Annotated in this window: 13 protein-coding genes and 1 pseudogene; 7 read left to right on the plus strand and 7 right to left on the minus strand. The window is 36.2% G+C overall.

Going from position 1 to position 23,018, the window contains the following annotated elements:
* The first annotated feature begins 55 nt into the window (after positions 1-55).
* Positions 56-3,688: a protein kinase gene (locus tag UABHE_RS20270; RefSeq protein ID WP_372365090.1), complete on the plus strand. Its 3,633-nt coding sequence runs from the start codon at positions 56-58 to the stop codon at positions 3,686-3,688.
* Between the two features lie 233 nt (positions 3,689-3,921).
* Here UABHE_RS20270 and UABHE_RS20275 read toward each other — a convergent pair whose 3' ends face one another.
* Both UABHE_RS20275 and UABHE_RS20280 read right to left on the minus strand, forming a co-directional pair.
* Positions 3,922-11,736 carry a hypothetical protein gene (locus tag UABHE_RS20275; protein ID WP_372365091.1) on the minus strand — a complete coding sequence of 2,605 codons (7,815 nt, stop codon included), beginning with the start codon at positions 11,734-11,736 and terminating at the stop codon, positions 3,922-3,924.
* Between the two features lie 21 nt (positions 11,737-11,757).
* Positions 11,758-12,423 carry an SDR family oxidoreductase gene (locus UABHE_RS20280; RefSeq protein ID WP_372365092.1) on the minus strand — a complete coding sequence of 222 codons (666 nt, stop codon included), beginning with the start codon at positions 12,421-12,423 and terminating at the stop codon, positions 11,758-11,760.
* 302 nt (positions 12,424-12,725) lie between these two features.
* Between UABHE_RS20280 and hutI the strand changes: the two genes are divergently transcribed.
* Positions 12,726-13,964, plus strand: a complete 1,239-nt coding sequence (gene hutI / locus UABHE_RS20285) for an imidazolonepropionase (RefSeq protein WP_372365093.1) — start codon at positions 12,726-12,728, stop codon at positions 13,962-13,964.
* Positions 13,965-14,008: 44 nt separating this feature from the next.
* On the opposite strand, the gene UABHE_RS20290 is transcribed toward hutI, so the two are convergent.
* The 3 genes from UABHE_RS20290 to ffh all read right to left on the minus strand — a co-directional run bounded on the left by UABHE_RS20290 (position 14,009) and on the right by ffh (position 16,732).
* Positions 14,009-14,773 carry a hypothetical protein gene (locus UABHE_RS20290; protein ID WP_372365094.1) on the minus strand — a complete coding sequence of 255 codons (765 nt, stop codon included), beginning with the start codon at positions 14,771-14,773 and terminating at the stop codon, positions 14,009-14,011.
* Positions 14,774-14,839: 66 nt separating this feature from the next.
* Positions 14,840-15,172 carry a 30S ribosomal protein S16 gene (gene rpsP, locus UABHE_RS20295; RefSeq protein ID WP_372365095.1) on the minus strand — a complete coding sequence of 111 codons (333 nt, stop codon included), beginning with the start codon at positions 15,170-15,172 and terminating at the stop codon, positions 14,840-14,842.
* 105 nt (positions 15,173-15,277) lie between these two features.
* Entirely contained in the window at positions 15,278-16,732 is a 1,455-nt protein-coding gene (gene ffh / locus UABHE_RS20300; RefSeq protein ID WP_372365096.1) for a signal recognition particle protein, read from the minus strand.
* A 232-nt stretch (positions 16,733-16,964) separates the two neighbouring features.
* Between ffh and UABHE_RS20305 the strand changes: the two genes are divergently transcribed.
* From UABHE_RS20305 to UABHE_RS20315, 3 genes are all read left to right on the plus strand, one after another.
* Positions 16,965-17,357, plus strand: a complete 393-nt coding sequence (locus tag UABHE_RS20305; protein ID WP_372365097.1) for a (deoxy)nucleoside triphosphate pyrophosphohydrolase — start codon at positions 16,965-16,967, stop codon at positions 17,355-17,357.
* 110 nt (positions 17,358-17,467) lie between these two features.
* Positions 17,468-18,274, plus strand: a complete 807-nt coding sequence (locus tag UABHE_RS20310) for a hypothetical protein (protein WP_372365098.1) — start codon at positions 17,468-17,470, stop codon at positions 18,272-18,274.
* A gap of 9 nt (positions 18,275-18,283) precedes the next feature.
* Positions 18,284-20,452, plus strand: coding sequence for a PQQ-dependent sugar dehydrogenase (locus tag UABHE_RS20315; protein WP_372365099.1), 2,169 nt, complete (start codon positions 18,284-18,286; stop codon positions 20,450-20,452).
* Between the two features lie 366 nt (positions 20,453-20,818).
* Here UABHE_RS20315 and UABHE_RS20320 read toward each other — a convergent pair whose 3' ends face one another.
* Complete coding sequence (locus UABHE_RS20320; protein ID WP_372365100.1) at positions 20,819-21,007, minus strand: hypothetical protein; 189 nt, start codon at positions 21,005-21,007, stop codon at positions 20,819-20,821.
* 108 nt (positions 21,008-21,115) lie between these two features.
* Between UABHE_RS20320 and UABHE_RS20325 the strand changes: the two are divergent.
* Positions 21,116-21,361 (plus strand): annotated as a pseudogene (locus UABHE_RS20325) (SUMF1/EgtB/PvdO family nonheme iron enzyme); the annotation flags it as partial.
* Between the two features lie 50 nt (positions 21,362-21,411).
* Positions 21,412-22,296, plus strand: coding sequence for a formylglycine-generating enzyme family protein (locus tag UABHE_RS20330; protein WP_372365101.1), 885 nt, complete (start codon positions 21,412-21,414; stop codon positions 22,294-22,296).
* 290 nt (positions 22,297-22,586) lie between these two features.
* Here UABHE_RS20330 and UABHE_RS20335 read toward each other — a convergent pair whose 3' ends face one another.
* The gene (locus tag UABHE_RS20335; protein ID WP_372365102.1) at positions 22,587-22,844 is read right to left on the minus strand and encodes a hypothetical protein; all 258 of its coding nucleotides are present in this window, start codon (positions 22,842-22,844) and stop codon (positions 22,587-22,589) included.
* Positions 22,845-23,018: the final 174 nt, after the last annotated feature.

The following is a 23,018-nucleotide window of genomic DNA, read 5'->3' on the forward strand; positions in this document are numbered from 1 at the left end:
ACATCATAAGCTGACATAAACTTATAAATATTTAATTGGCTCTATAGGTGAATTGATGACTCCACAAGAAAAACTTTTTGCTCAAATTGCTATTAGAAAAAACTATATAACCCAAGCAATGGTTGAGAAAGCGCTACTGCTAAAAAATCAATATTCGCAACAAGGATATTCAGTATCTTTGCCACAAATATTATTGCAAAGTAAATCACTTTCTACGCAGCAAATGCAAGACATTGAAGTGGAATACAAATTTAGAACGTCGACAATTCCACCATTAAATTCACCTAGTAGTTCCAATGAATTGAATAATAATCGAGTTTCTAATGCCAATTCGAATACCTCTTCACCCAAACCACCGATAAGCGTTATTGGGTCAAACGAAGAATCAGCTAATGTTGCACCCAGATCATCGATAAGTGCTATTGGATCAAACGAAGAATCACCTAATGTTGTCTCTTCCAGACCACCGATAAGTGCTATTGCATCACATAAAACTGGCATAAGTGCAGGAACTTCGCCGGAAATTGTTGTTCCCGATCAAACAAAGCAATTTAAACCTGGTGACAAAACATTTAATCATTACAACATTGGTAAAGAATTAGGCCGTGGAGGTATGGGAGTTGTTTATAAAGTTTATGATACCAAGCTAAAAAGAACGGTTGCTCTTAAACTACTACTCTCGAAACAAGTTTCAGAAGTGCAACAAGAACGATTTCGTCGTGAAGCAGAAGCTATGGCGCAATTAGAACATTCTAATATTATAAAAGTATATGAAGTCGGTGAATTGCCACAGATGTTTTTGACAATGGAATATATTTCTGGACAAACTTTTTTGGATCATATTCTGCAAAACACAATGGATTTAAAAAAGCGGCTTGAAGTTATGCGCGATACAGCACTAGCAATTCACTTTATTCATAAAAGAGGCTATATTCATCGCGATATAAAACCTGCAAATATCATGATTAACGAAAATAAACAGCCCAAAGTGATGGATTTTGGTCTTGTAAAGTTTGACGATAGTAATTTATCAAAAACTTCTGATGTTTTAGGAACGCCAGTATTTATGCCTCCAGAACAGCTTGGAACAGGAAAAGTAGACCGGCGTTCAGATGTATATTCATTAGGAGCCTCTTTGTACCAAGCCTTGACAGGCAGACCTCCTTTTCAAGGAGATACAGCATTTAATATCATGTATCAAATTACTACTAAGGAACCTATTTCGCTACAGGAACTTAATCCCGATATTCCTCCGCAACTCGAAGCTATTTGTTTGAAATGCTTAGAAAAAAAAATGCATTATCGATACGCGACAGCCAAAGAATTTGCTGATGACATAACTAACTATTTATGTGGTAAACCTATTATTGCCCGTCCACCAACTCGCATGGAGCGAACTCGTAAATGGATTCGCAATAACAAACTGCCATCCTTTATTTTTTTAGTAATAACATTTTTATTAATACTGTCTGCCATACTAGGACGGGCGGCGCAAAAACAAACAAAAATAGCGCATGAAAACTTTGTTAAAGCACAAAAACAAACAAAGATAGCACAAGATCAAACAAAGATAGCACAAGATCAAACAAAAAAAGCGCACAAAAGCCGTTATGATTTAACTGTAACCTTGTTTAATGAGTATTTGAAAAAAGACAATATAAATAGCATCAAAACGCAGATAGAAAGTCAAAAAGATGATTCTTCGGTTACTTCGTATATTCAGGGGCTTAAAAACTGGGAGTGGGGTTGGATTCGCGATGCAACATTAGGACTTAATTTTAAAATTTTAGCTAGAGGTAGTGGAAATTCATTTTGCGCTTTTGGTAAAGGGCGTTATCAAAAATACGTTGCGGTATGTGGAGGAGGAATGAATGCTGGCTATCTTGCTCTTATTGATATTACCACTAATAAATTTTATAGATTAAAAATTACCCATAAAGCAAAGTTTTGTGATTTTACAAATAACGGAGAATATTTACTGTCTGGTGGAGAAGACCTAATACTGCGTTTGTGGTCTGTAAAAACAAAATCTTTACTAAAATACTTTGAAGATGGACGTGATGCCAAAAATGGCAGGCCTATTAGCCACGTCGATGAAATTAATTGTTGTCGGTTTTCGCAAAATGGTAAGTACGTCGTTTCGGGAGGTAACGATGATGAAGTTAAACTTTGGAGTGTAAAAACAGGTAAGAAAATAAAAAGTTTTCCCACGCCTCGACGCATAGAACTTTGTTGTTTTCTTGATAACGACACCAAGGTTCTTGCTGTTCTAGCAAATGGAGTTGTTACTATTTGGGATATAAAAACAGATAAGAAATTTTCTGTTCGATCTTTGCCAATCCTTGACGTTGTTGATTGTCATATTGGTCGCCTGGGTAAGAACCAAGTAATTGTTCTGTGTGGAGAAAAACAGTTACATGTATGGAAAATACGCGATCTTACCACAAAAAATGCGCTTCCTATTTTTTCACTAACTGCAAAACAAGAGTTTACCAGTACAAAAATATTTCAACAACGATTATTTGTTACAGACAATAATATATTAAGTATATGGGACTTAAAAACAAAAACGCTTGTAAAGTCTTTGTTTAATGACAAAAACATAACTCAAATTGCTCTACATAATAATGGCAGGGATCTTATAACACTTTCAATAGAAGGAATTGTTCAGTTATGGAATTTAAATTACCAACGTCCTATTAAACTAAATCGCAGTGAGAATAATAAATACATTTCTTTTGCTAAATTTGTCAAACAAGATGCTCAAATTCTTTTTGGCGAGTACAACAAGGTTAGTGTTTTTAATATTCCTGAGAAACATATTAAAGTTCCCGAAAAAGTTACTCGTGAAAATTTTAAAGAACTGTTGCGATTAGACCCGGTTACTGATGGAGATATTTCTGGTAAGTATAGAGTCAGCACAGGACAAAAAAGCTTGCTAACGGTTTCTGATATAGTTAGCGACGAGGTAATTGAAGCGAAAGAAACAGAAACAAGAAGTGTCACTAAATGTCGATTCTCCCCTATAAATCCTAACGAGATTGCTGCCACAGGTAAAAATATTATTTTCATATGGCAGATGCAAAATAAAAAATTAAATTTAGTATTTCGCAAAAAAATACGAGAGTTATTAAAAAACAAAGTTAGAAATCCAGATGGACGCCATATTACCTATAGAACAGATGGCAAACAAATAGCTATTGCTAGTGAATCTTACGAAATACTATTTCTTGATCCTGAAAAACGAGTTCTAGACTACAGTTTATATATAGAGGAAGACCTTAAAAGAAAACCACGTATTACACACTGCACTTATAGTCGTGATGGCAAAAAACTAGCTGTTTGCTCTGAGAAAAAAACAGTTATGGTATATTTTCTAAACGAAAAAACGAAACGTTTTGAAAGAAATAATAGAATTGTGCTGCGCGGACACTACCAAGAAGTATTGTGCTCATCATTTAGTCCAGATGGCAAAAGACTTATTTCTGGAGGAAATGACAAGCAATTATTGTTATGGAATGTTGATTTTAACAGTGTAAAAGATATAAAACCTCATAACTATTTACCTCTTCTTACTCTTGATACACATAACAAAGGCATTATCAATTGTCAATTTAGCGCAAACGGTAAACGTATACTTTCAGCGGACAAAGAAACTATATACATTTGGGATGTCACTGGTTGGTAGGGTCTGTCATCATTCAAAGCATTGTCTATTTTTTTATTTTTTCGAGCCTTAGCCCCAATTTTGTTAACTTAAGCCTAAGTTATAAAATTAAAAGACTTACAAATCTTGTCATTCCGCACTTGATGTGGGATCCACTACTGGATTCCCGATCAAAGCGGGGAATGACACAATCACTAAGTCTAAATTTATTCCAATTTCTTCTGAAATTTAAATAAAACTATTCTATGTTCTAGTTACTCTATCTTATTCTTTTTAAATTGCGAAGCAATGGCTATACCAAGAACAACAATGCCTGCACTCACAAGAAGTACTCCTTGTAAAATGCCGTGATCAACTCCAAATTTAATTATATAAACGAGTATATCAAGTACTAGGAAAGCAGTCGCAAAGTAGACGTAAAAGATATTGCGCAGAAGAAGACCTACAATAATCCCAACGAAAGAAATACCAGCAAGTAATAGAGCATAAAACGGATTTTGCAACTGCAAGAAAACCTGTGTTAATGATGATCCATAGATAAAAACAATTCCGCAAAACCTCAACCACCCAAAATATTTTTTATCTATTTCTTCACGATGAAATTCTGCAAATGCAAGTAAAGTAATCCCTAGAGGAATTCCATAAAACTGTGGATCGACAATTGCCCGAACTTGCCAATAGTGATATAGAGCAACATCTAAGAATACCAAAGCCGTTAAAAGTTGCCATGTATGTTTACTGTATCTATATATAAATCCAAAATGCGCAGCAAAAAGAAGGTAGAGTATACTTCCATGCGTTTGTAATTCCCATGGACTATAAGCAAAAACCGCGAGAGGGAGAATGTACGAAAATTTTATAAAAGCATTTAACTCTTGTCTTTCTTTTGAAAGCGATCCTATTTGGAAAAAACTCATTGCTAAAATCAATAAAACATGAGTTTCATAACCTCTTAAAAAATACAACCACTCACTGTAATGCTGCATAGATAAATATAGTGTGATAATTAAAATTTGTGAGCAGTAATAGTAAAACGCTTTTTTAGTCTTATTTCCCAATAGAAAAGTTGAACCCACCAAACATACTAATGGCAAAATAGGCACTTTCAGTGAAAATACCTGTAGCACCTCTACAATAGCAACTGTATTTAAAAGCATCGAAATATGAATAAGTAATTTTTTGTTTTCGTTATGTAAATATCTATGCATGGCAAAAACAGCAATACTTGTAAAAGCAGTGGCCAATGAAAATAGCTCCCACATTTGTGCTCTATCTTCGGCATAAAAATAGAGCACACCCAAGTAAAAAAAAGATATACTACTCGCGACTGAAAAATTTAACCACATTTTTTGCTGTTCGCTGTTACTTTTTAAAGTGCGCATTACAAAATAACAAGTAGACAAAAATAATACTATTGGCGTCATCGCATTTGTATAATCAAATTCGGTGCCAATAATAGCAATGCACAAGCAAATAAAACTATAGGAGCGTGTTGTCTTGTGCAAGTTAAAGACAATGGCGAGTAGCACCCATTCTATAGTGGGAATAGGGTTATTTTGAGGAAAAAAATGAGCTATAGGTGTGCTCAAACTCATGGTGAGCATGGCGCTGGTAACGACTAAAAAATTGGAAAAAGTTTGCGGTTTTTGTAGTTTTAAGGAAAGAACAGCAATAATTCCAGTGATAAACCACAGTATGCGATTTTGCGCAACTAACAATTCGACGTAATCATTAGCGTGGGTAGCCGAAATAACAAAGATTGCTGCACCACAAAGTGCTGAAATTGTAACAACATGACGTATCATCAACTCTATTACTTGACGCATTTGAGCATGGTCTATTTTCAGATATTTTAAAATATTTTGCGGTGTGTACGATAAAAAAGCGAGTGTGGTGATTGCAATAAGTGGCCAAAAAATCGTTGAAAGCCACGCACTACTAAAGAGTAACAAACCAGTTAATAAAAAGATTAATACTCGTAATAGTGATTCTGAAGTTTGTGTACGTGCGTACATGATAGAGTGACGTGCACTTAAAATAAGAGCACTTATCCACATAGTTTGAGTTGTAAAAGTAAAGGTGTAAAGCGAAATAATAACAACCGCTAAATCAAGTGTTGAAGCAAAACTTTGCAAGTTATTTGTGGAGAAGAAAGGCTGTTGTTGGCGCGGAGTATACATAGTGGCTACTAAAGCGGTTGTCGCAATATACATTATATACATTGGAAATTGCGCAATTGTGTAAGTTGAGGTAATGAACCACACAAGAATAGATAGTGCCGCAACCAAAGAAAAATTTCCAATAGCACGTTGTAGCCTTTGTTGCTTAATAAAAAGTGTCGATAGTGCTGGTAACAAAGCAATAAAGATATATGCACAGTGGTAAGGATGAATAAAATTGATCCAATTGGTATTTGCATATATAAAGAAAGGTATAAGCGCCCACAGTAGTAATCCCATATAGTACGAAAGCAAGCCAGATTGTTGCCCAGCAATGTAAAAGCATGCGCTAATGCATATAAGTCCACTCAAAATACCGGTAAAAACCATCATTGCAGTGCATTGAGGTAAAATAGAAAGAGTAATAAGCATTGTAACGGTTAAAGTTGTACAAAAATAAACCCCATCTTGGGTGTTTTTATAATTTCGGTTGACAGCAAATCCGCAAGCTGCTGCTGAAAAAACAATTGCTAGCAAAGAAAAATCGACTGAAGTTATCATTTGTAGAGGAGTATAACAAATAAACAAAATGCTAGAAGTAATGAGTAAACTAAAAGTACACAATCGATACCACATAGAATTAAAAAACAAAGAGCAAGCAAGTGCAGTACAAGCTGCGATAAATAGAGTGAAAATAGAAGCAATTTGCCAGAAATATATCAATGAAATGGCAATACTTGCACAAGAAAACAATATTCCCCAATACAAGTAAGATGTTTTACGAGAATAGTGAGCAATAAAAATGCAAAAAATTGCGTATAGAGCCCAATCACAACAAGGAAGACTACTCGTAGTAAATAGCGATGTAACAAGTGCCCAGCTAGTAAAAACTATCCCACCAAGTGCTGCAGAGAAGTGTTCTATTATTTTATTGCGCCGCACAGCTATATTTGCATAAAGTAAATAATAGCTAAGACTCCAAGCAACAATACTTGTCCACATATGTTCTGACTGTAAAAATGAATATCTATTATGAAAAGAGCCCAAATACGAGAGAATAAATATTATAAATACAACTATGGCACTATCAACAACTGCACTGTTCTTATCTCTGTAATCTTTGGATAGAAAAGTTGTGATAACTTTGTATAAGCACAATGTAATAGCTACTCCGCCAAGCAAAGCCAAATTATACCACTGTTCATCGCAGTATATTTGAATAAAACAAGCAAATAACAATATGTAGTAGTAGATAATACTGAGATAACTATACACAGCTGTTCGCAAAATGTAGTGTTTTAAAGCGAAAGATATGCTAAGCATAGCGAGGCCACTTGCCAATATCAAGTGATAACGATATAGTTGTTGGTAATTGTAAAAAGCATGAGCATAAAAATAAACAAAGATACCAGAAGCGAATATAACCAGTATATTTGCAATGTAGCCAATGACTTTGTGTTTTCTTTTGAAAAAATGTAACATCGTGTAGCAAGTTGCGAGGTAAGAAAATGCTACTCCATAGTAAATAAGGGAATATTGTAGGAAATCAACGAAAAAAGTAGTGCAAAGTATACCGCTGGCTAGTAAAAATGATAACGTCATATTACTACGAGTACGTACATAAATATATAAATAAGAGATACTACTTATAACTATAGGTAAGTAAGAAGATAAAACCCAAGAACTAAAACTAAGATCAGGAAACAAGCGCGTGATAATCGCAGTAATTGTTATTGTATGCAAAACAAAAGAACTGTAATCGTAGAGTTCTTTTACGTTGTTGTACCTAGCAACCCACAAAACAAAAAATATTCCGCTAACAAAATAAGTAAGAATATGTGGAAAGGCAATAATGTTGTTAAATAAAAGCATTGCGAAACTGAGTTGGTGAATTAAAAAAGCAAAAATCCACATAAACATTTTACTTCGCATTTGGAATGCAATTAAATGCGAGTATAGAATTGCCAATCCGAGAGCAAGAATAGCCAAAAGGTCTAGTTGCCATTTGCCAAACAGTACTTGTGAACTCAGGCCGTATATCACCATTGTTAGAATCGCAGAATAAGTAATAAAAGCTTTATTTGGTGCCAACAGTAACCTTTGTAATCTCAACCACAAAAAAGCGCATCCACAAAGAGCTAAAGCATGAACTTGCCACATTTGTGGAAAAAAATATTCGCAAAACAAAGTGGTCGTAGCAGCAATACATATAAAAAAGATAAATACCACACCGTTTTCTCGATGTCGTAAATAATGTAAGAAAGCCCAAGTTGTCGTAATAATGGCTGCAATTATTAGGCTAGCAGAGCTATGAAAGCTTTCAACTAAAATTGTTGCTATACCTGCAATGCTCATCGCTCCCATTATAAAACTATACGTTTGAAAACAGCGATTACAGTGTTTGTTTTTTACGAAAAAACACAGAATTGCGTAGAGCAAAGCTAAAAAAGCGCAAAAGATAAGTAATATTTCATATGAAAAATTAAAATGAATTCCAATGCGATAGACAGAAAATACAATTGCTAGTGCTCCTGTATAAAGAGCAGATATATCTGTTAACAAAAAAGCTATGTACGCAAAAGAAATACTTCCAACGCAGAAAAAAATGAGTCCGTACGACCATAAGTTTACGCAAATAGGTAATGCAAAAAATATAAAAAGCACTTGAGCTAGCCATGTTAGATTTGATGAAAACCTAAGAAGAAAAGGCATTGTTAAAGCTAAAATACTCATTGAATAAAAAGTGAGCATCACTGCTAAACTCGGTTGTAAAAAAGCTTTCTCATAAATCAAAATTGACAACGAAATAAGTAGTGCGCTAGGAATTAAATACCAAAGTGGCTTCATTAAAGATTCGCTATTGCGTTTTTTAGCGCGCATTATTCGATCGCGTGCTTTACTTGGTTTTTCAAACAAAAACTTCATAACGTAGCTAATAAATGTTAAACCGTATCCCCAAATAGCAAATGCATAAGCTAACGAATAAAGAGTGCTTTGTGTAGAAACAATTAAGTAGATTCCTGCTGAAGAAACAATAAAACAAGGAAACCATAACCATTCCTGCTGATAAATTAATACACAAATACTAATTAGTAAGCCACTTACCAATAAACTAGAACCTATAGATTGCCATGCATTTAAATTCCAAGCGCTATACACTTGTGAAAACACACAGAAAAATATAAGCAATGTATACACATCAATGAGACATTTACGAATATAGGATTTTCTTTGAGGCAATATCATTGCAGTAAAAAGCCATAGATTCGCTATGAATAAAACGCTATATGTTTGAATAGAGACGATATTTGTGAAGTATGTTGATATATCGTATCCCCAGATACTAATAGTAATGAAAACTAAATAGTAAAGAAAAGGCAATTGCAAGTATTTTGTTGCGAAGAAATACATGAGGGTGTATACCGGTAGAGAGATTATCGCGATCACCAGATCACCACTACCTATTTTTATTAAACAAATCAAACCAACAGAAATCAATACAAACCAAAGTTGCAGGGAAGCAAGATGTTGCGATTTCCCTTGGCGAAAGAAGTTTCCAAGAAAGCAAATTGCAATTAAGTAAGGTATAAAGGTAAGTACTTGATAACTAATTGGAAGTTGTCCTAAAGTCTGACTTAAAGAATTTAACCATGTATTTTGTGTAAATTGGATTACAACTTCTGGGAGTAAGAAATAGCCTATGCCGGATAAAATGAATGCAATGAATGATAGGTATGTTTTTTGAAAAAATTGAGCATATAGACTAAAAAGCCCACAACTTAATGCGACGCAAAAAAATAAAGTGTATATATTTGAAGTAGCAACAGTTAAAGCAAAAACGCAAAAAAGTGCTCCTAGTAAAGGTAATGCTTGTAAAGGAAGGTGTGATTTCAGAGACTTGCGGTCAAGCATTATAGGAAAATAAGCATATAAACCTAAAATAGGTGCACATAAATAAAAATGAATTGCGTTATCTAGGTTATATAGATTATATAACCAGTGACCTGCAAGAGAGAAAATAGTAACAAAACTCAAAAACAATGATGTCATTATAAATGAAAAAGATGTCGACTTTTCTACTATCCGAAAGCGATAACCGTAGACAACGATAGAACTATAAGCAATAAGAAACCAAATACTATAAAATGAACTAGCAAATAGCAAATGTGCACTACTCATAAACACAAAACAACGAACTATGCCTTTTCCATGGTTGCTATCAATAAAATTTCCAACAACATCACCGATAGCTGTAAACGTAATACAGGTGACAATAAAAACACCCATCTGCCAAAATAGCGAAGGTATATATAAAGTTACAACAAAAGTACAAGGCATCAGCAGTAAAGAAAGTAAATAAATAAAAAAGCCGCCACCCGTTACTCGTAACTTATGAACAGTAATATGCCCAATGAAAAAGAAAAATACACTAGAAGAAAATACCAAAAAATAACTACTTAGTATTTGCATAGAACCCGATAAATCAGGCCAAAAATTCGCAATTAAAAACACCTCTCCAGCCATAATCAAAAATAACCCCAAAAACAATAAAATATTGTCTTTAAAATTAATAAACCGAGAGCTGCTGTTGTTAATAGTTTTCGATTCTTCCGGTTTCTTTACTTTGTCAGTGGAAACTTTAACTTTTGGTATAGTTTCTTCTTGGTATAAAAGCTTTTCTGAATCGAATGTTTTTTGTCTTTTTTCCTTTAAATTTCCTACATACTGTGACAAAGAGTGGCTAGAGTGCGCCTGTACAATTTCTTGTTCAATTTGCGAGTCTGGTACCGTTTCGATTGCAATTTCTGTTTCAATTTGCGAGTCTGACACCGTTTTGATTTGCGAGTCTGGCACTTGTGCCTGTACAATTTCTTGTTCAATTTGCGAGTCTGGCACCGTTTCGATTTCAATTTCTGTTTCAATTTGCGAGTCTGGCACCGTTTCGATTTGCGAGTCTGGCACCGTTTCGATTTGCGAGTCTGGCACTTGCGCCTGTACAATTTTTTGCTCGATTTGCGAGTCTGGCACCGTTTTGATTTGCGAGTCTGGCACCGTTTCCAAGTCTGGCACTTGCGCCTGTGCAATTTTTTGCTCAATTTGCGAGTCTGGCACCGTTTCGAGCACCATTTCGATTTGCGAGTCTGACACTTGTGCCTGTGCAATTTTTTGCTCGATTTGCGAGTCTGGGACCGTTTCGATTTGCGAGTCTGGCACTTGTGCCTGTGCAATTTTTTGCTCAATTTGCGAGTCTGGCACCGTTTCCAAGTCTGGCACTTGCGCCTGTACAATTTTTTGCTCAATTTGCGAGTCTGGCACTGTTTTGACCTGTACAATTTCTTGTTCAATTTGCGAGTCTGGCACCGTTTCGATTTGCGAGTCTGGCACCGTTTCCAAGTCTGGCAAGTCTGGCACTTGCGCCTGTGCAATTTTTTGCTCAATTTGCGAGTCTGGCACCGTTTCGAGCGCCATTTCGAGCACCATTTCGATTTGCGAGTCTGACACTTGTGCCTGTGCAGTTTTTTGCTCGATTTGCGAGTCTGGCACCGTTTCGATTTGCGAGTCTGGCACTGTTTGGATAAGATTGGAAGAGCGTGAATTGGGTTCTTGTTCTGTTTGAGGTATATTTTGGGTTATTTTTTTATTTACAAGATTATTTTTTACGATCTCAATTGGTTCATCGTTGATTAATGCTTTTAAGTTTTTTTGGCAAACTGTTTTTATTTGTTGGTATTGTAGATAACTAATCGTTTTTTCTTCGTGGCATATCGAAGCTATTTTTTGTAGTTTTTGTAGGTTGTTTAGCTTGCCTTTTTTGCCTTCTTTGCTTTGCTTATTTTGTTTTTGTTGATCGCTAGGAGCAAATATTGTTGCGAACAATAAAATTATGAGAACAAGTATAAAAATATCCACTGCTCACTCCATTATGTTAAATTACCAATTAATTTTTTGCCCATCATATGCGAAGAATGCTCCGCTGTCGGTTGTTGTTTCTATTACCTTGCACATACCTTCAACGCTTTCTTTTGGTTTTAAAAGAGCGTTACTTCCACCCATGTCTGTTTCTACCCATCCTGGATGAAGTAATAGAACTGTAATTCCTTGTGGTTTTAAATCGCGGCTCATACTTACACCAACCATGTTAACTGCAGACTTACTTGTGCGGTAAACGTAACTACCACCACTTGTATTATCAGAAATACTTCCCATTTTACTTGTTATAATAGCGATCATTTTTTTTTGGCTAGCTGCAACATTATCAACTAGTATTTCACTTAGTTTCAGTGGGGCGATCGTATTGATTTTTAAAGTATTCAACCATGAGTCAACATCTACATTACCAAAACTATTTTTACTTCCGTAAACACCAGCGTTATGAATTAACAAATCTATAGGGGTGTTTGCGATTTCGCTTTTTAGTTCTTTCATATTGTCTAGAGAAGTTACATCTAGCTTATGAACAGTGACATTTTCTTCTTCTATTTGTAGTTGTTGTGGATTGCGACAACAAGCAAAAATGCGATTATTGCTACTCATTTTGTATTGATTGACAAATTCTAGCCCTAGGCCTCTGTTAGCTCCAGTAATTAAAATGTTCATTACAACTCCTTTGAAACTTGTAGTTAATATTGTTATTATGTGCGAAATTGATCTACAGTTAGGGGTGTTCGCGCGCCCTAATTGTGCCGCAAAATTTTTTGAGCTCGTGTTTAAGTCAACGTAGAATTTGGTTGTCAGAGCACAGATAGCCTGAAAGGCACATAACTATATAGCTATGAAGGGTTCATGCTGTTATATGTTTATCAGGTAGTTACGTGTCTCAAAAAAATTTTGTGACTTGCTTAAGATTATAAACCGTAATAATTAGCTTTCAATAAAATAATCGTTTTAGGAATTTAGAGATGCAAGATGTTGATCTATTGGTAAATAACATCGGACAACTTCTAACGGTGCCTTTACGGCCTGCGGAAGAAAATATCGAGTCCAAACTTGGTTTTATTAGTAGGGGAGCCATTGCTGTCAGAGATGGTAAGATCGTATGGGTAGGGAAGCACGAAGATATCCATAGAGAAATTCGCTCATTCCAAAGAGAGATAGACGCTAAAAATCAAGTTGTTTGTCCTGCTTTTATTGATGCACATACTCATATTAGTGGCTACCCTTATGGTCGCGCGGATGATTTTGAAGTACGTGTATTTGGAAGTGAAAACTATGCAGGAATTGCAAAAAAAGGTGGAGGAATTCGCACAACAATTGAACGCACACAAAAAACTAGTAGTGAAGAATTACAAAATCATGCAAAAAGAATTGCAGACGAGTTTATGCGTCATGGAGTTGGTACTATTGAAGCCAAAAGTGGTTACGGGCTCAACAAAGAAAATGAAATGCGGCAGATTCAAATAATAAATAAGCTTGCTTCTTCGCATTCAATGACAATTGTACCTACCTACTTGGCTCACGTTTTGGATCCTAGCCTTTCTCGTAATGAGTACGTTCAAAACATTATCGAAGATATTATTCCTAGTATTTGTGAAATAATTGAGAGTATTGATATTTTTTGTGATACCATTGCTTTTTCTGTAGAAGAAACGCAGAAAATTGTAGAAGCAGCTTTAAATAAGAAGCGTTTTGTTTCCGTACATGCAGACCAAACATCTCCTTTTAAGGGAGCAGAAGTTCTAGCTCCAATGGGAGTTACAAGCCTTAGTCATTTAGAACATATTAATGATAGTGGTATTGAAATGATGAGAAAACACAATACAATTGCCATTATATTCCCTACTTGTTCTCTACATTTGAATGCTCCGTATTCTCCATATGAAAAATTTTCGAAAGCTGGAATACGCGTTGCATTATCTACGGACTGGAATCCTGGATCTTCGCCATGCTCTAATATTCTTTTAGTGGGATATTTTGCGGCTAAATATTTACGTATGCCACTTCACGAAGTCATGAGATCTATCACTATTCATCCAGCAAGCGCATTACATCGAGATTCGAGTTTGGGTTCTCTAGAGGTAGAGAAATATGCTGATTTTTGCATATTTGAGTTACAGGATTGGCGGGATTTATTTACTCAGTGTGGTAATACACCAGGATTAACATTGTTTAAAAAAGGGAATATTGTTTTGCAAAGCTAAAACTTCCTGCCCATTGTTTTAATGATAAAACAATGGGCTGTTTATCATTTTTTGTTAGATGATTTTTGACGAGACCGAGATACTTTTTTAGTGATTTCTGTTTTGCTTTTTTTTGTTGTTGCTGCAGTCTTTGTTTTCTTCTCTACGCGTTTTTGCCCAAAATCACATTCTTTTACAAGAATACAGGAACTACAGTCATAGCCCGTTGATACACAAATATTTTCACCATAGAGAGATAAATAAGCATTGAGCTGTGTTAAATATTTCTCTAGTGCTTTATCAGCGTTTTTATTTAGGGATGAAGGAGTAGTTTCTGTCCATAAACCAATTCTTTTGCCAACTCTAACACATGTTTGTTGTGTTGTTATCAATTTTGAATTTGTTGTGATGTGTAATAAAAGGGTCGGTAGTAGTTGATAACTTGAATTTATTTGTTGTAATTGTTTCTGTACATCAATAAATTCTTGTTCCAGTAAAAATTCTAATCGCAGAGAGTTAAATATGTAATATAATTCGCCCAAAATTTCAGTGATTGTTATTGCTTTTTCGTACACGTTGTTTTTGATACTATTTTTCGTAGCATCTTCTATTTCTCGCGGATGTGTAACGCGTACTTCATTCCAATCAACAAATTCTTCTTTTAAATTGCTCAAAGCTTTTTCTGAATTCTTTTTTGTTTCATCTTTTTGTAAAATGTAATAGATGATCAAATCAAGAATACTGACCTTTGATTTTGTGGTAACACATGCATATTTTTTTTGCAGAAGATTGATTATTTTTGGGATTTTTTGTGTTTTTTTTGTTGTCATCACGCCTCCCAAAGGATTCCAAAAAAAAAGCAGCAAGAAAATCATTTTCTTGCTGCAAAAATCGTTTTATGATTTCTTTTGTTTCTTTGCTTTTTTGCCTTTTGGCTTTGCAGCTTTTTCTTTACTAGCTTTTTTTACTTTAGGCTTGTTAAGTACCACACCTGCTTTTTTAAGAAGAATGCCTGTTTTATGAGTAGGTAGAGCCCCTACTGATAACCAGTGCTGTACTCTTTCTAGTTTTACGCGAAGTTGGTTATCTTCCTCATCACAACAAGGATTATACCAGCCTAGATATTCTAAGCATTTTCCGTTGCGCGGAGCTCGAGAATCATAAGCTCCTATTCTGTAGAATGGAGAGTGTGTACGTCCTATTTTTGTCAATCTTATTCTTACAGCCATATATCTTTTTGTAGTATTCTATGTATAAAATACTACTTCCTCCGTTGAGTAAAAAATTTTATAACATCTCAGGGATATTACTCAATCCCTATCCAAAAACAAATTTTATTTCTTTTTTCTCTTTTTCTTTTTGCGTCGTGAACGTTGTTTAGAGCCGCCACCAAGACCAGGCATCATGTTGCCAAGGTCACCAAGACCACCGCCCATTCCCATACCCGACATCATATTTCCAAACATACCGCTTTTGCTCATGTTTTGCATCATTTTCCGCATCTCGCGAAATTGATTGAGCAATTGGTTTACTTCTTGAACTTTTGTTCCGCTACCTTTCGACATACGGAGTTTGCGACTTCCGTTTATCATATCAGGTGTTTCGCGTTCTTGTGGAGTCATAGAGTGTATGATTGCTTCTATGCGCGAAAATATCGATTCATCGATATCGGCATTTTGCATTTGAACTCCAAGTCCTCCAGGGAGCATTCCCATTAAGTCTCGTAAATTTCCCATTTTCTTGATCATTTGGAATTGTTCTAGCAAATCGTGCATGGTAAAAGAGGCGTCCACCATCTTTTGGTACATTTCCTCGGCTTTTTCTTCATCCATGACTTCTTCCGCTTTTTTTACCAGCGAAACAACGTCACCCATACCGAGAATACGGCTTGCCATACGGTCAGCGTGAAACTCTTCTAGTGCATCTAGTTTTTCACCAACACCAATAAACTTGATTGATTTACCTGTAACTTCTTTGATCGAAAGTGCAGCTCCACCTTTGGCATCACTATCAAGTTTAGTGAGAACAACACCATCAATGTTAATTTGCTCATCAAATGCTTTTGCAGAGTCAAAGGCATTTTGCCCTGTCATCGAGTCCATAACAAAGAAAACGTGGTCAGGTTTTGTTTTCTTGCGAATACTTAGAAGCTCTTTCATCAAAGCATCATCAATATGAAGACGCCCAGCAGTGTCGAGAATCAAAACATCGCAGTTGTTCTCTTTTGCTAAAGAAATGGAGTCTTTGCAAATTTTAGGTGGTGGATCTTGAGGCTCACTGTAGACAGGAACTTCAAACTCGCTTCCTGTTTCTTGTGAAATTTCTTCCCCGAGAGCTTTTCCAAGTACTTTAAGTTGTTCGATAGCAGCAGGTCTTTGCGTATCTGCCCCGACAAGAAAAGGTCGATGTCCTTTTTTGATGAGATATCTTGCTAGCTTACCACAAGTAGTTGTTTTACCACTTCCTTGTAAACCAACCATCATGATAATTGTAAAGTCTTTTGTAATTTCAAGACCTTGCTCATCAGTTTTCATTAATTCAACGAGTTCATCATTCACTATTTTGATGAATAATTGTGAAGGGGTAATGCTTTTTATTAGCTCTTCACCAATAGCTTTTTCTTTTACTCTTTTAACTAAGCCTTTGACAACTCGAAAGTTAACATCAGCATTAATCAGAGCTTTTTCTATTTCCTCAATACCCTCTTGGATATTTTTTTCACTAATCTTACCTGAGGAGAAAAACTTATTTTTTATATCGTCAAATTTGTTGGAAAGAGTCTTAAACATACATCTCTCAATATAATATCAATGTTTTTGAGGGGAAACACTAACAGCCGGACAATCTTAACATGTCTCCTTTGCTATTTCAATGTTTTTTTCTAAGTCAACGCAAAAGTTTTGAACATATTTCAATGTTAGTACCAATATCAGTCCTAGCAAAATGACAATTTTGACAGTAATATGAGCTATAACATTTATATGCGAAGAAAATGACCTGTTCTTAAGGATGAAGTTTATTATGAAACATTACAATGTTGTGGCTGCAATCATTTATAACACTAATAAATACCTCTGCGTACAGAAAGGGAAAAGCCGATATGAATATGTATCTTTCAAATACGAATTTCCTGGTGGAAAAGTAGAAAAAGGAGAAAGCAAAGAGCAGGCTCTACGTCGAGAAATAGAAGAAGAGTTACAAATGGTGATCTCTGTTGAAGATTTATTTACAACAGTGCATCATAAGTATCCTGATTTTGCAATCACTATGGATAGTTATTTTTGCTCTACGTCCTCACCAAGTTTACAATTATGTGAACATGTTTCTTTCAGATGGTTAGAAAAAAAAGACCTACATTTACTCGATTGGGCAGCTGCTGATATTCCCATTGTAAAAAAATTGCAAGTGGGATAATCTACAAACTTTTTACAATGGTATGCTTTTAGACTTCGTGATAAAATAGGGCGTGTCGACATTTTGGTCACTCAATCAAAACTCGAATGTTCTGTTGAAATGGAAAATAAATGAAGAATATATACATTATAGCAATGTTGCTATTGTGCACTGGTTGTGGTTCGTATTGTAATTTAAAATCTGAAGATCCTAATTTCTATGGAGGCTTTGTAAATGCGATTACCTTGCGACACTATGGTAACTCGTGCGAAGATATAAATTTGTATGATTGGGGTTACGCCGCTGCATTTGCCTTACCTCTTATGTTTGTTGATCCGCCAGCGAGTTTTGTCGTTGATACACTTACATTACCATTTATCCCCTTTTGGCAATCAGATGCCAAGCAAAGTGCGAGTGACAACCGAGAAAAGCAGAAAATAATGGCTGTCAAAAAACAGAAATCTAGTAAAAAAACATCTCAACAGTTGATCGAACTAGCTAAAGACAAAAGTGAAAAGAAAAGAATGGCCGTTGCTGCTGCCCCTAACACCCCACCTCAAACTCTAAAGAAACTCGCTAATGATAAGTCAAAGCTTGTCAAAATGTTAGTTGCTGAAAACCCAAGTACTCCAGAAGAAACGCTTATTGAAATGGCAAAAACCGAAGGGGTTGAAGTAAAAGCGCGTTTAGCAGAAAGAAAGAGCGCTAAATTACTAATACGATTAGCTCACGATCGCAATAAAAAAGTAAAGTTACTTGTTGCAAAAAACCCAAATGCTCCTCAAAAAGCGTTAGCAAAGTTAGCAACAGAAGACTATGTTGATATTAGAATATCGGTAGCGTTTAACAGCGCAACTTCCGCGGCAATACTAGAAAAACTTAAAAACGACCCCGAAGATTCTGTCAAAAATGCCGCCAAAAACCCAAATAAAAAATAGGAGAGGTAAATGAAATTTTTTTTATGTTTGATTTTTATATGTGCTGTTTATGCACAACCCTACGGTATTGAATCTCGTGTATCTAACGATATTCTTCTCATTGATGATATACCGCAAAAAAACCCTGGTAGTTTGCAATTAAAACAAGTGTTTACGTCCGCGAGTTTTTCGCAACCAGTTTTTATGACGGAAGATAAGAATGGACGCATTTTTGTCGTCGAGAAAAAAGGACGCATCGTATATTTATCTAAAGAAAATAATTTTACAGAAGCTAAAGTATTTTTAGATATAACAAGTCGCGTTCGCAGTCGTGGTGAACAAGGTCTTCTAAGCATGGCTTTAGATCCTGATTATATAAACAATGGAAAATTTTACGTCTACTATTCTTGGAATAAACACAATCCAGGAACTTCGCGTATTTCGCGTTTTTCGCATAATCTACAGCAGCAAAGTGTTGATAATAGTAGCGAAGAAGTGATACTGGAGATTCCGCAACCATATAGCAATCACAATGGTGGTATGATCGCTTTTGGACCAGATAATTTACTTTATATTGGTTTAGGAGATGGTGGTTCTGGAGGAGATCCATTAAACCACGGGCAAGATACAACGAGTTTACTTGGCAATATATTGCGTATAGATGTGCGCTCTGCACCGGACAAAGGACGAAAATATCATATTCCGCGTCACAATCCTTTTTATGCCAAAGGTCCTTCTGGTAGCTTAACCAAAAAAGAAATTTATGCTTACGGGCTGCGTAATCCATGGCGATTTAGTTTTGACCGCGAAATGGGACATTTGTTCGTTGGTGATGTTGGCCAAGGCAAAATAGAGGAAGTTGATGTCGTTGTATCTGGTGGAAACTATGGCTGGCGAATTATGGAGGGCATGAACTGTTTCAAAAAACCTAACTGCAATGTAAAAGGTTTAGTCACTCCTATTGCTACCTACGGAAGATCTGAAGGGTATAGTATTACAGGTGGCTATGTATATTACGGAAATAAAATACCTGCCTTATACGGAATGTACATTTACGGCGATTATGGAAGTGGTAATATTTGGGGACTTCGTTATGATGGTGAAAAAGTGGAAGGTCCTTTTGAACTTGTGCGTAACTCTTGGGTAAGTATTGCCAGCTTTGGACAAACAAACAACGGCGAAGTGTATGTTGTTGATTTATCAGGAGAAATATATACATTCGCAGCGCAACGCAGCAACGGTTTTCCTAACAAACTCAGTGATATTCCGGCCTTGCTTGAAGCTGGTAAAGGTGTTGACCAAACTCATTCGGGAATCATTCCTTATAAGCCTGTCTCCGAGTTGTGGACAGATGGTATGAAAAAGCAACGTTTTATGGCAATTCCTAATCTTGAACAAGTAGAACTAACAAATAATGGTTGGAATTTTCCGCAAAAGAGTGTTCTCATCAAAAATTTTTCGCTTGTTGCTGACGAAGGGGATCCAGAAAGCGAAGAAAAACGTATTGAAACGCGTATATTATACAAAAAAGGTGAACAGTGGCATGGCTTTTCTTATGAATGGAATGAGCAAGGTACAGATGCTAAACTACTTACAGGAGGAAAAACAAAAGAATACACAATTACCGATGCCAATGGCGTTCCGAAAAAAATAAAACATCTTTTTCCTAGTAGTAGCCAATGTATACAGTGTCACACAAAAGCCAGCAACGGAATTTTAGGACTTAGAACCAATCAACTAAATAGTACATTCCACTATCCTGGTTCTGATGTTGTTGACAATCAAATACGTTCATTGAATCACATTAAACTGTTCACAAAAGAAGTTCCACCGTCGAGCAAATTACCGCAAATGCCAAACCCTAAAGATAAGAATGCATCTCTTGAAAAAAGAGCACGTGCGTATTTGGCTGCAAACTGTGCTATGTGTCATCAACCAAACAGTTCGGCTCCGACAAGTTTAGACCTTCGCTTTGCTACGACAACAAAAGAAATGAGAGCGATAAATGTTATTCCTGGAAATGGTGACCTTGGTATAAAAGATGCACGCATTATATTTGCAGGACAACCGCAAAAGTCTATATTATTTAAACGCATTTCTTCGCGCCATCACGAAACCCAAATGCCTCCAATTGCTACTTCACGTATAGATGAAGAAGCTGTTGAACTTATACGTTTGTGGATAGAAAGTATGGAGTAAAAGCTACGATTTGCGTGTCAACATTTAAAATTTTAAATCGATAAACTCAAGCAATATCGAACTATTGCTACGCTGTACAGAATTTTTAGCGGCTGTAGACTTAGTTTCTTACATTATTTCGTTTTGTTAGTTTGAATGATGACACGCTCTATAAATCCAACTTTATTTGTAAAATATTTATCTGGTGACTTTATTATCTTCAAATATTAATGTTGTCGTCAAGAAATCTCCACCGTCATTATCGTTTTCAAAATTGTTATCATTGCTTTTTTGTGTGGTTACCAAAGAAGTCATCGCTTGAAACTTTCCCCTTGTCAACACCTTTGTTGAAGGGGTCCCACTCGCATAGTCCAAAACAATATAGTGTTAGCGCTGCGTTAAGACGTTGTGCTGTTCGTATGTAAAAACGCTTTGAATGTTGTCGTCGTAGTAATCCATGTAGTTTTCATATATGCTGTTAGAGCCGCAACTATATGGTTTACGCGGGCGACCTCTGTTCGGTTGATTGGCTTGCGGAGTATCGCTTACTTCCTCGTCTTTGGCTGCAACCGGCATTTCCTCAAATATGCTGTAATCCTAACTAATGTCTCACTTCATGTGTAGTTGTTCTTCCTAAATCAAAAGGTTTTTTGACACTTCCACCTATCCTGTAATAATTGGAAACTATATGAGATGCATGGTAATCTGCATGAGTGGTGTAGTAACTGGTATGGCGACTATGATATCTCCATAACAGTAGATTTTATTGCTGCTAATGTTGGTACTTACCGTGTCTTTCGCGGTGGTAGCTGGTTTAGCTTGTCCAGGCAGGTGGGCTCTGCGTACTGCAGCACGCGGCCCCGTCTTTCGCTACGGCGATGTTGGTTTCCGTTTTTGCCTAAGGCCATAATAGACAGCAGAGCTCTGTAAGAGAAACGAATATAAAAGTGCAATTTTCTGAATGAATTTTGGAGTTTGCGATGAAAAAATGTGTAAAAAGTAAGTCGTTGAAGGAAATAGAGCCTAATACTAAGTATATGGGCTGCACGTTTTATTTAGACTCTGCCGATGGCGAAGACTTTGTGGGAACAGAGTTTGACAATTGCTCTTTTCGCGGAAGTTTTTCCAATTGGGGCCGAGATGAATATGGTTTGTGGATGGGTTTTACTTATAAAGATATGCATCAAATAATGAGGTGGATCAGACCAGGAACATTTATGATGGGCTCCCCAGAAACGGAAAAAGGTAGATATGAAAACGAAACTCTGCATCAAGTAACGATTAGCAGAGGGTTTTGGTTGGCAGAAACAGTGTGTACTCAAAAATTGTGGGAAGCAGTGATTGGGAATAACCCAAGTAAGTTTAAGGGGAAGAAGTTTCCAGTAGAGACGGTAAGTTGGGATGACTGTAAGGCGTTTACTAAGAAACTAAACGAGCAAATGAAAGAATGGCAATGTTGTTTGCCAACGGAAGCGCAATGGGAATATGCGTGTCGCGCAGGAACAACAACAGCATTTAGTTTTGGTGATAGTATTACTAAAGATGAAGTGAACTATGACTACAGCTATAATGAATCAGTAGAAACAAAATCGTTACCATGTAATAATTGGGGATTGTATGAGATGCATGGCAACGTATATGAGTGGTGTAGCGATTGGTACCGCCGCGAATATGATATTTCGATAACAGTAGACTCTGTTGGTCCTAATGTTGGTTCTTACCGTGTCGTGCGCGGTGGTAGCTGGTACTACTCGTCCGGGGGCGTGCGCTCTGCGTACCGCTACTGGTTCAAGCCTGGTTACTGCAACCACCGTACTGGCTTTCGTTTTTGCCTGAAGTCACAAAGCTATCCGAAAAACAAATAAGTCTTGAAGACAAAGGGTTTTAGAACGATTTATCTATCAAATCCGTAGCATAGCTGTTACGCTACGAATTGGGTACAAACAGGAGAGTTTCTGGCACAGCAATGCTAAACGCTGTATGCGTAGCCCACTGCTACGCTACAAAAAATTTTAAATTAAATTAAATAAAATAAGAAATAACAAAAAATATGTAATATTCATTATGGTAAATAAGGGCAGACCTCTCCTATGTCTTGAAAAACCAAGGTTCAGATAAAGATACATTAATGAAGTAGACTTAACTCAATAGCTAACTACAGGATTTTAGGAATAATTTTAGCAGCTTTAAAAGTAGTAATTGCACATGCAAAATGCAAAAAAGCAATGTAGTTAATCGACTTCTTTGTCCAGCGGATAAAAAGGCTGCGATAGTTATTTAACCAAGCATGACTACGTTCAACAACCCATCTCTTTGGTTTCAATATTCGATTTTCAGGAGAAAGCTCAGGCTCTTGTTTGCGCCGAATATGAGCAATATAGTTCCATTTTTCAAGTATTTGATCAACTTCCACACAGCTTCACAATAGAGAGCAAGCTCTTATAGGAGACGGTGGACCGTCGACAAGACATTTCGAAGAAGAATTAATATAAAAGTGTAATCTCTTGAATGAATTTTGGAGTTTGCGATGAAAAAATGTGTAAAAGGCAGATCATTGAAGGAAATAGAGCCAACTTCACGTATAGAT

The organism is Candidatus Uabimicrobium helgolandensis (genome assembly GCF_041508025.1).
GTDB classification, from domain to species: domain Bacteria; phylum Planctomycetota; class Uabimicrobiia; order Uabimicrobiales; family Uabimicrobiaceae; genus Uabimicrobium; species Uabimicrobium helgolandensis.

What these genes read in the sequence shown, in the direction of transcription:
- UABHE_RS20270 (WP_372365090.1), top strand. Translation starts at nt 56, where the DNA reads ATGACTCCACAAGAAAAACTTTTTGCTCAAATTGCTATTAGAAAAAAC.
- UABHE_RS20280 (WP_372365092.1), bottom strand. Translation starts at nt 12,423, where the DNA reads ATGAACATTTTAATTACTGGAGCTAACAGAGGCCTAGGGCTAGAATTT.
- hutI (WP_372365093.1), top strand. Translation starts at nt 12,726, where the DNA reads ATGCAAGATGTTGATCTATTGGTAAATAACATCGGACAACTTCTAACG.
- UABHE_RS20290 (WP_372365094.1), bottom strand. Translation starts at nt 14,773, where the DNA reads ATGACAACAAAAAAAACACAAAAAATCCCAAAAATAATCAATCTTCTG.
- rpsP (WP_372365095.1), bottom strand. Translation starts at nt 15,172, where the DNA reads ATGGCTGTAAGAATAAGATTGACAAAAATAGGACGTACACACTCTCCA.
- ffh (WP_372365096.1), bottom strand. Translation starts at nt 16,732, where the DNA reads ATGTTTAAGACTCTTTCCAACAAATTTGACGATATAAAAAATAAGTTT.
- UABHE_RS20305 (WP_372365097.1), top strand. Translation starts at nt 16,965, where the DNA reads ATGAAACATTACAATGTTGTGGCTGCAATCATTTATAACACTAATAAA.
- UABHE_RS20310 (WP_372365098.1), top strand. Translation starts at nt 17,468, where the DNA reads ATGAAGAATATATACATTATAGCAATGTTGCTATTGTGCACTGGTTGT.
- UABHE_RS20315 (WP_372365099.1), top strand. Translation starts at nt 18,284, where the DNA reads ATGAAATTTTTTTTATGTTTGATTTTTATATGTGCTGTTTATGCACAA.
- UABHE_RS20320 (WP_372365100.1), bottom strand. Translation starts at nt 21,007, where the DNA reads ATGCCGGTTGCAGCCAAAGACGAGGAAGTAAGCGATACTCCGCAAGCC.
- UABHE_RS20330 (WP_372365101.1), top strand. Translation starts at nt 21,412, where the DNA reads ATGAAAAAATGTGTAAAAAGTAAGTCGTTGAAGGAAATAGAGCCTAAT.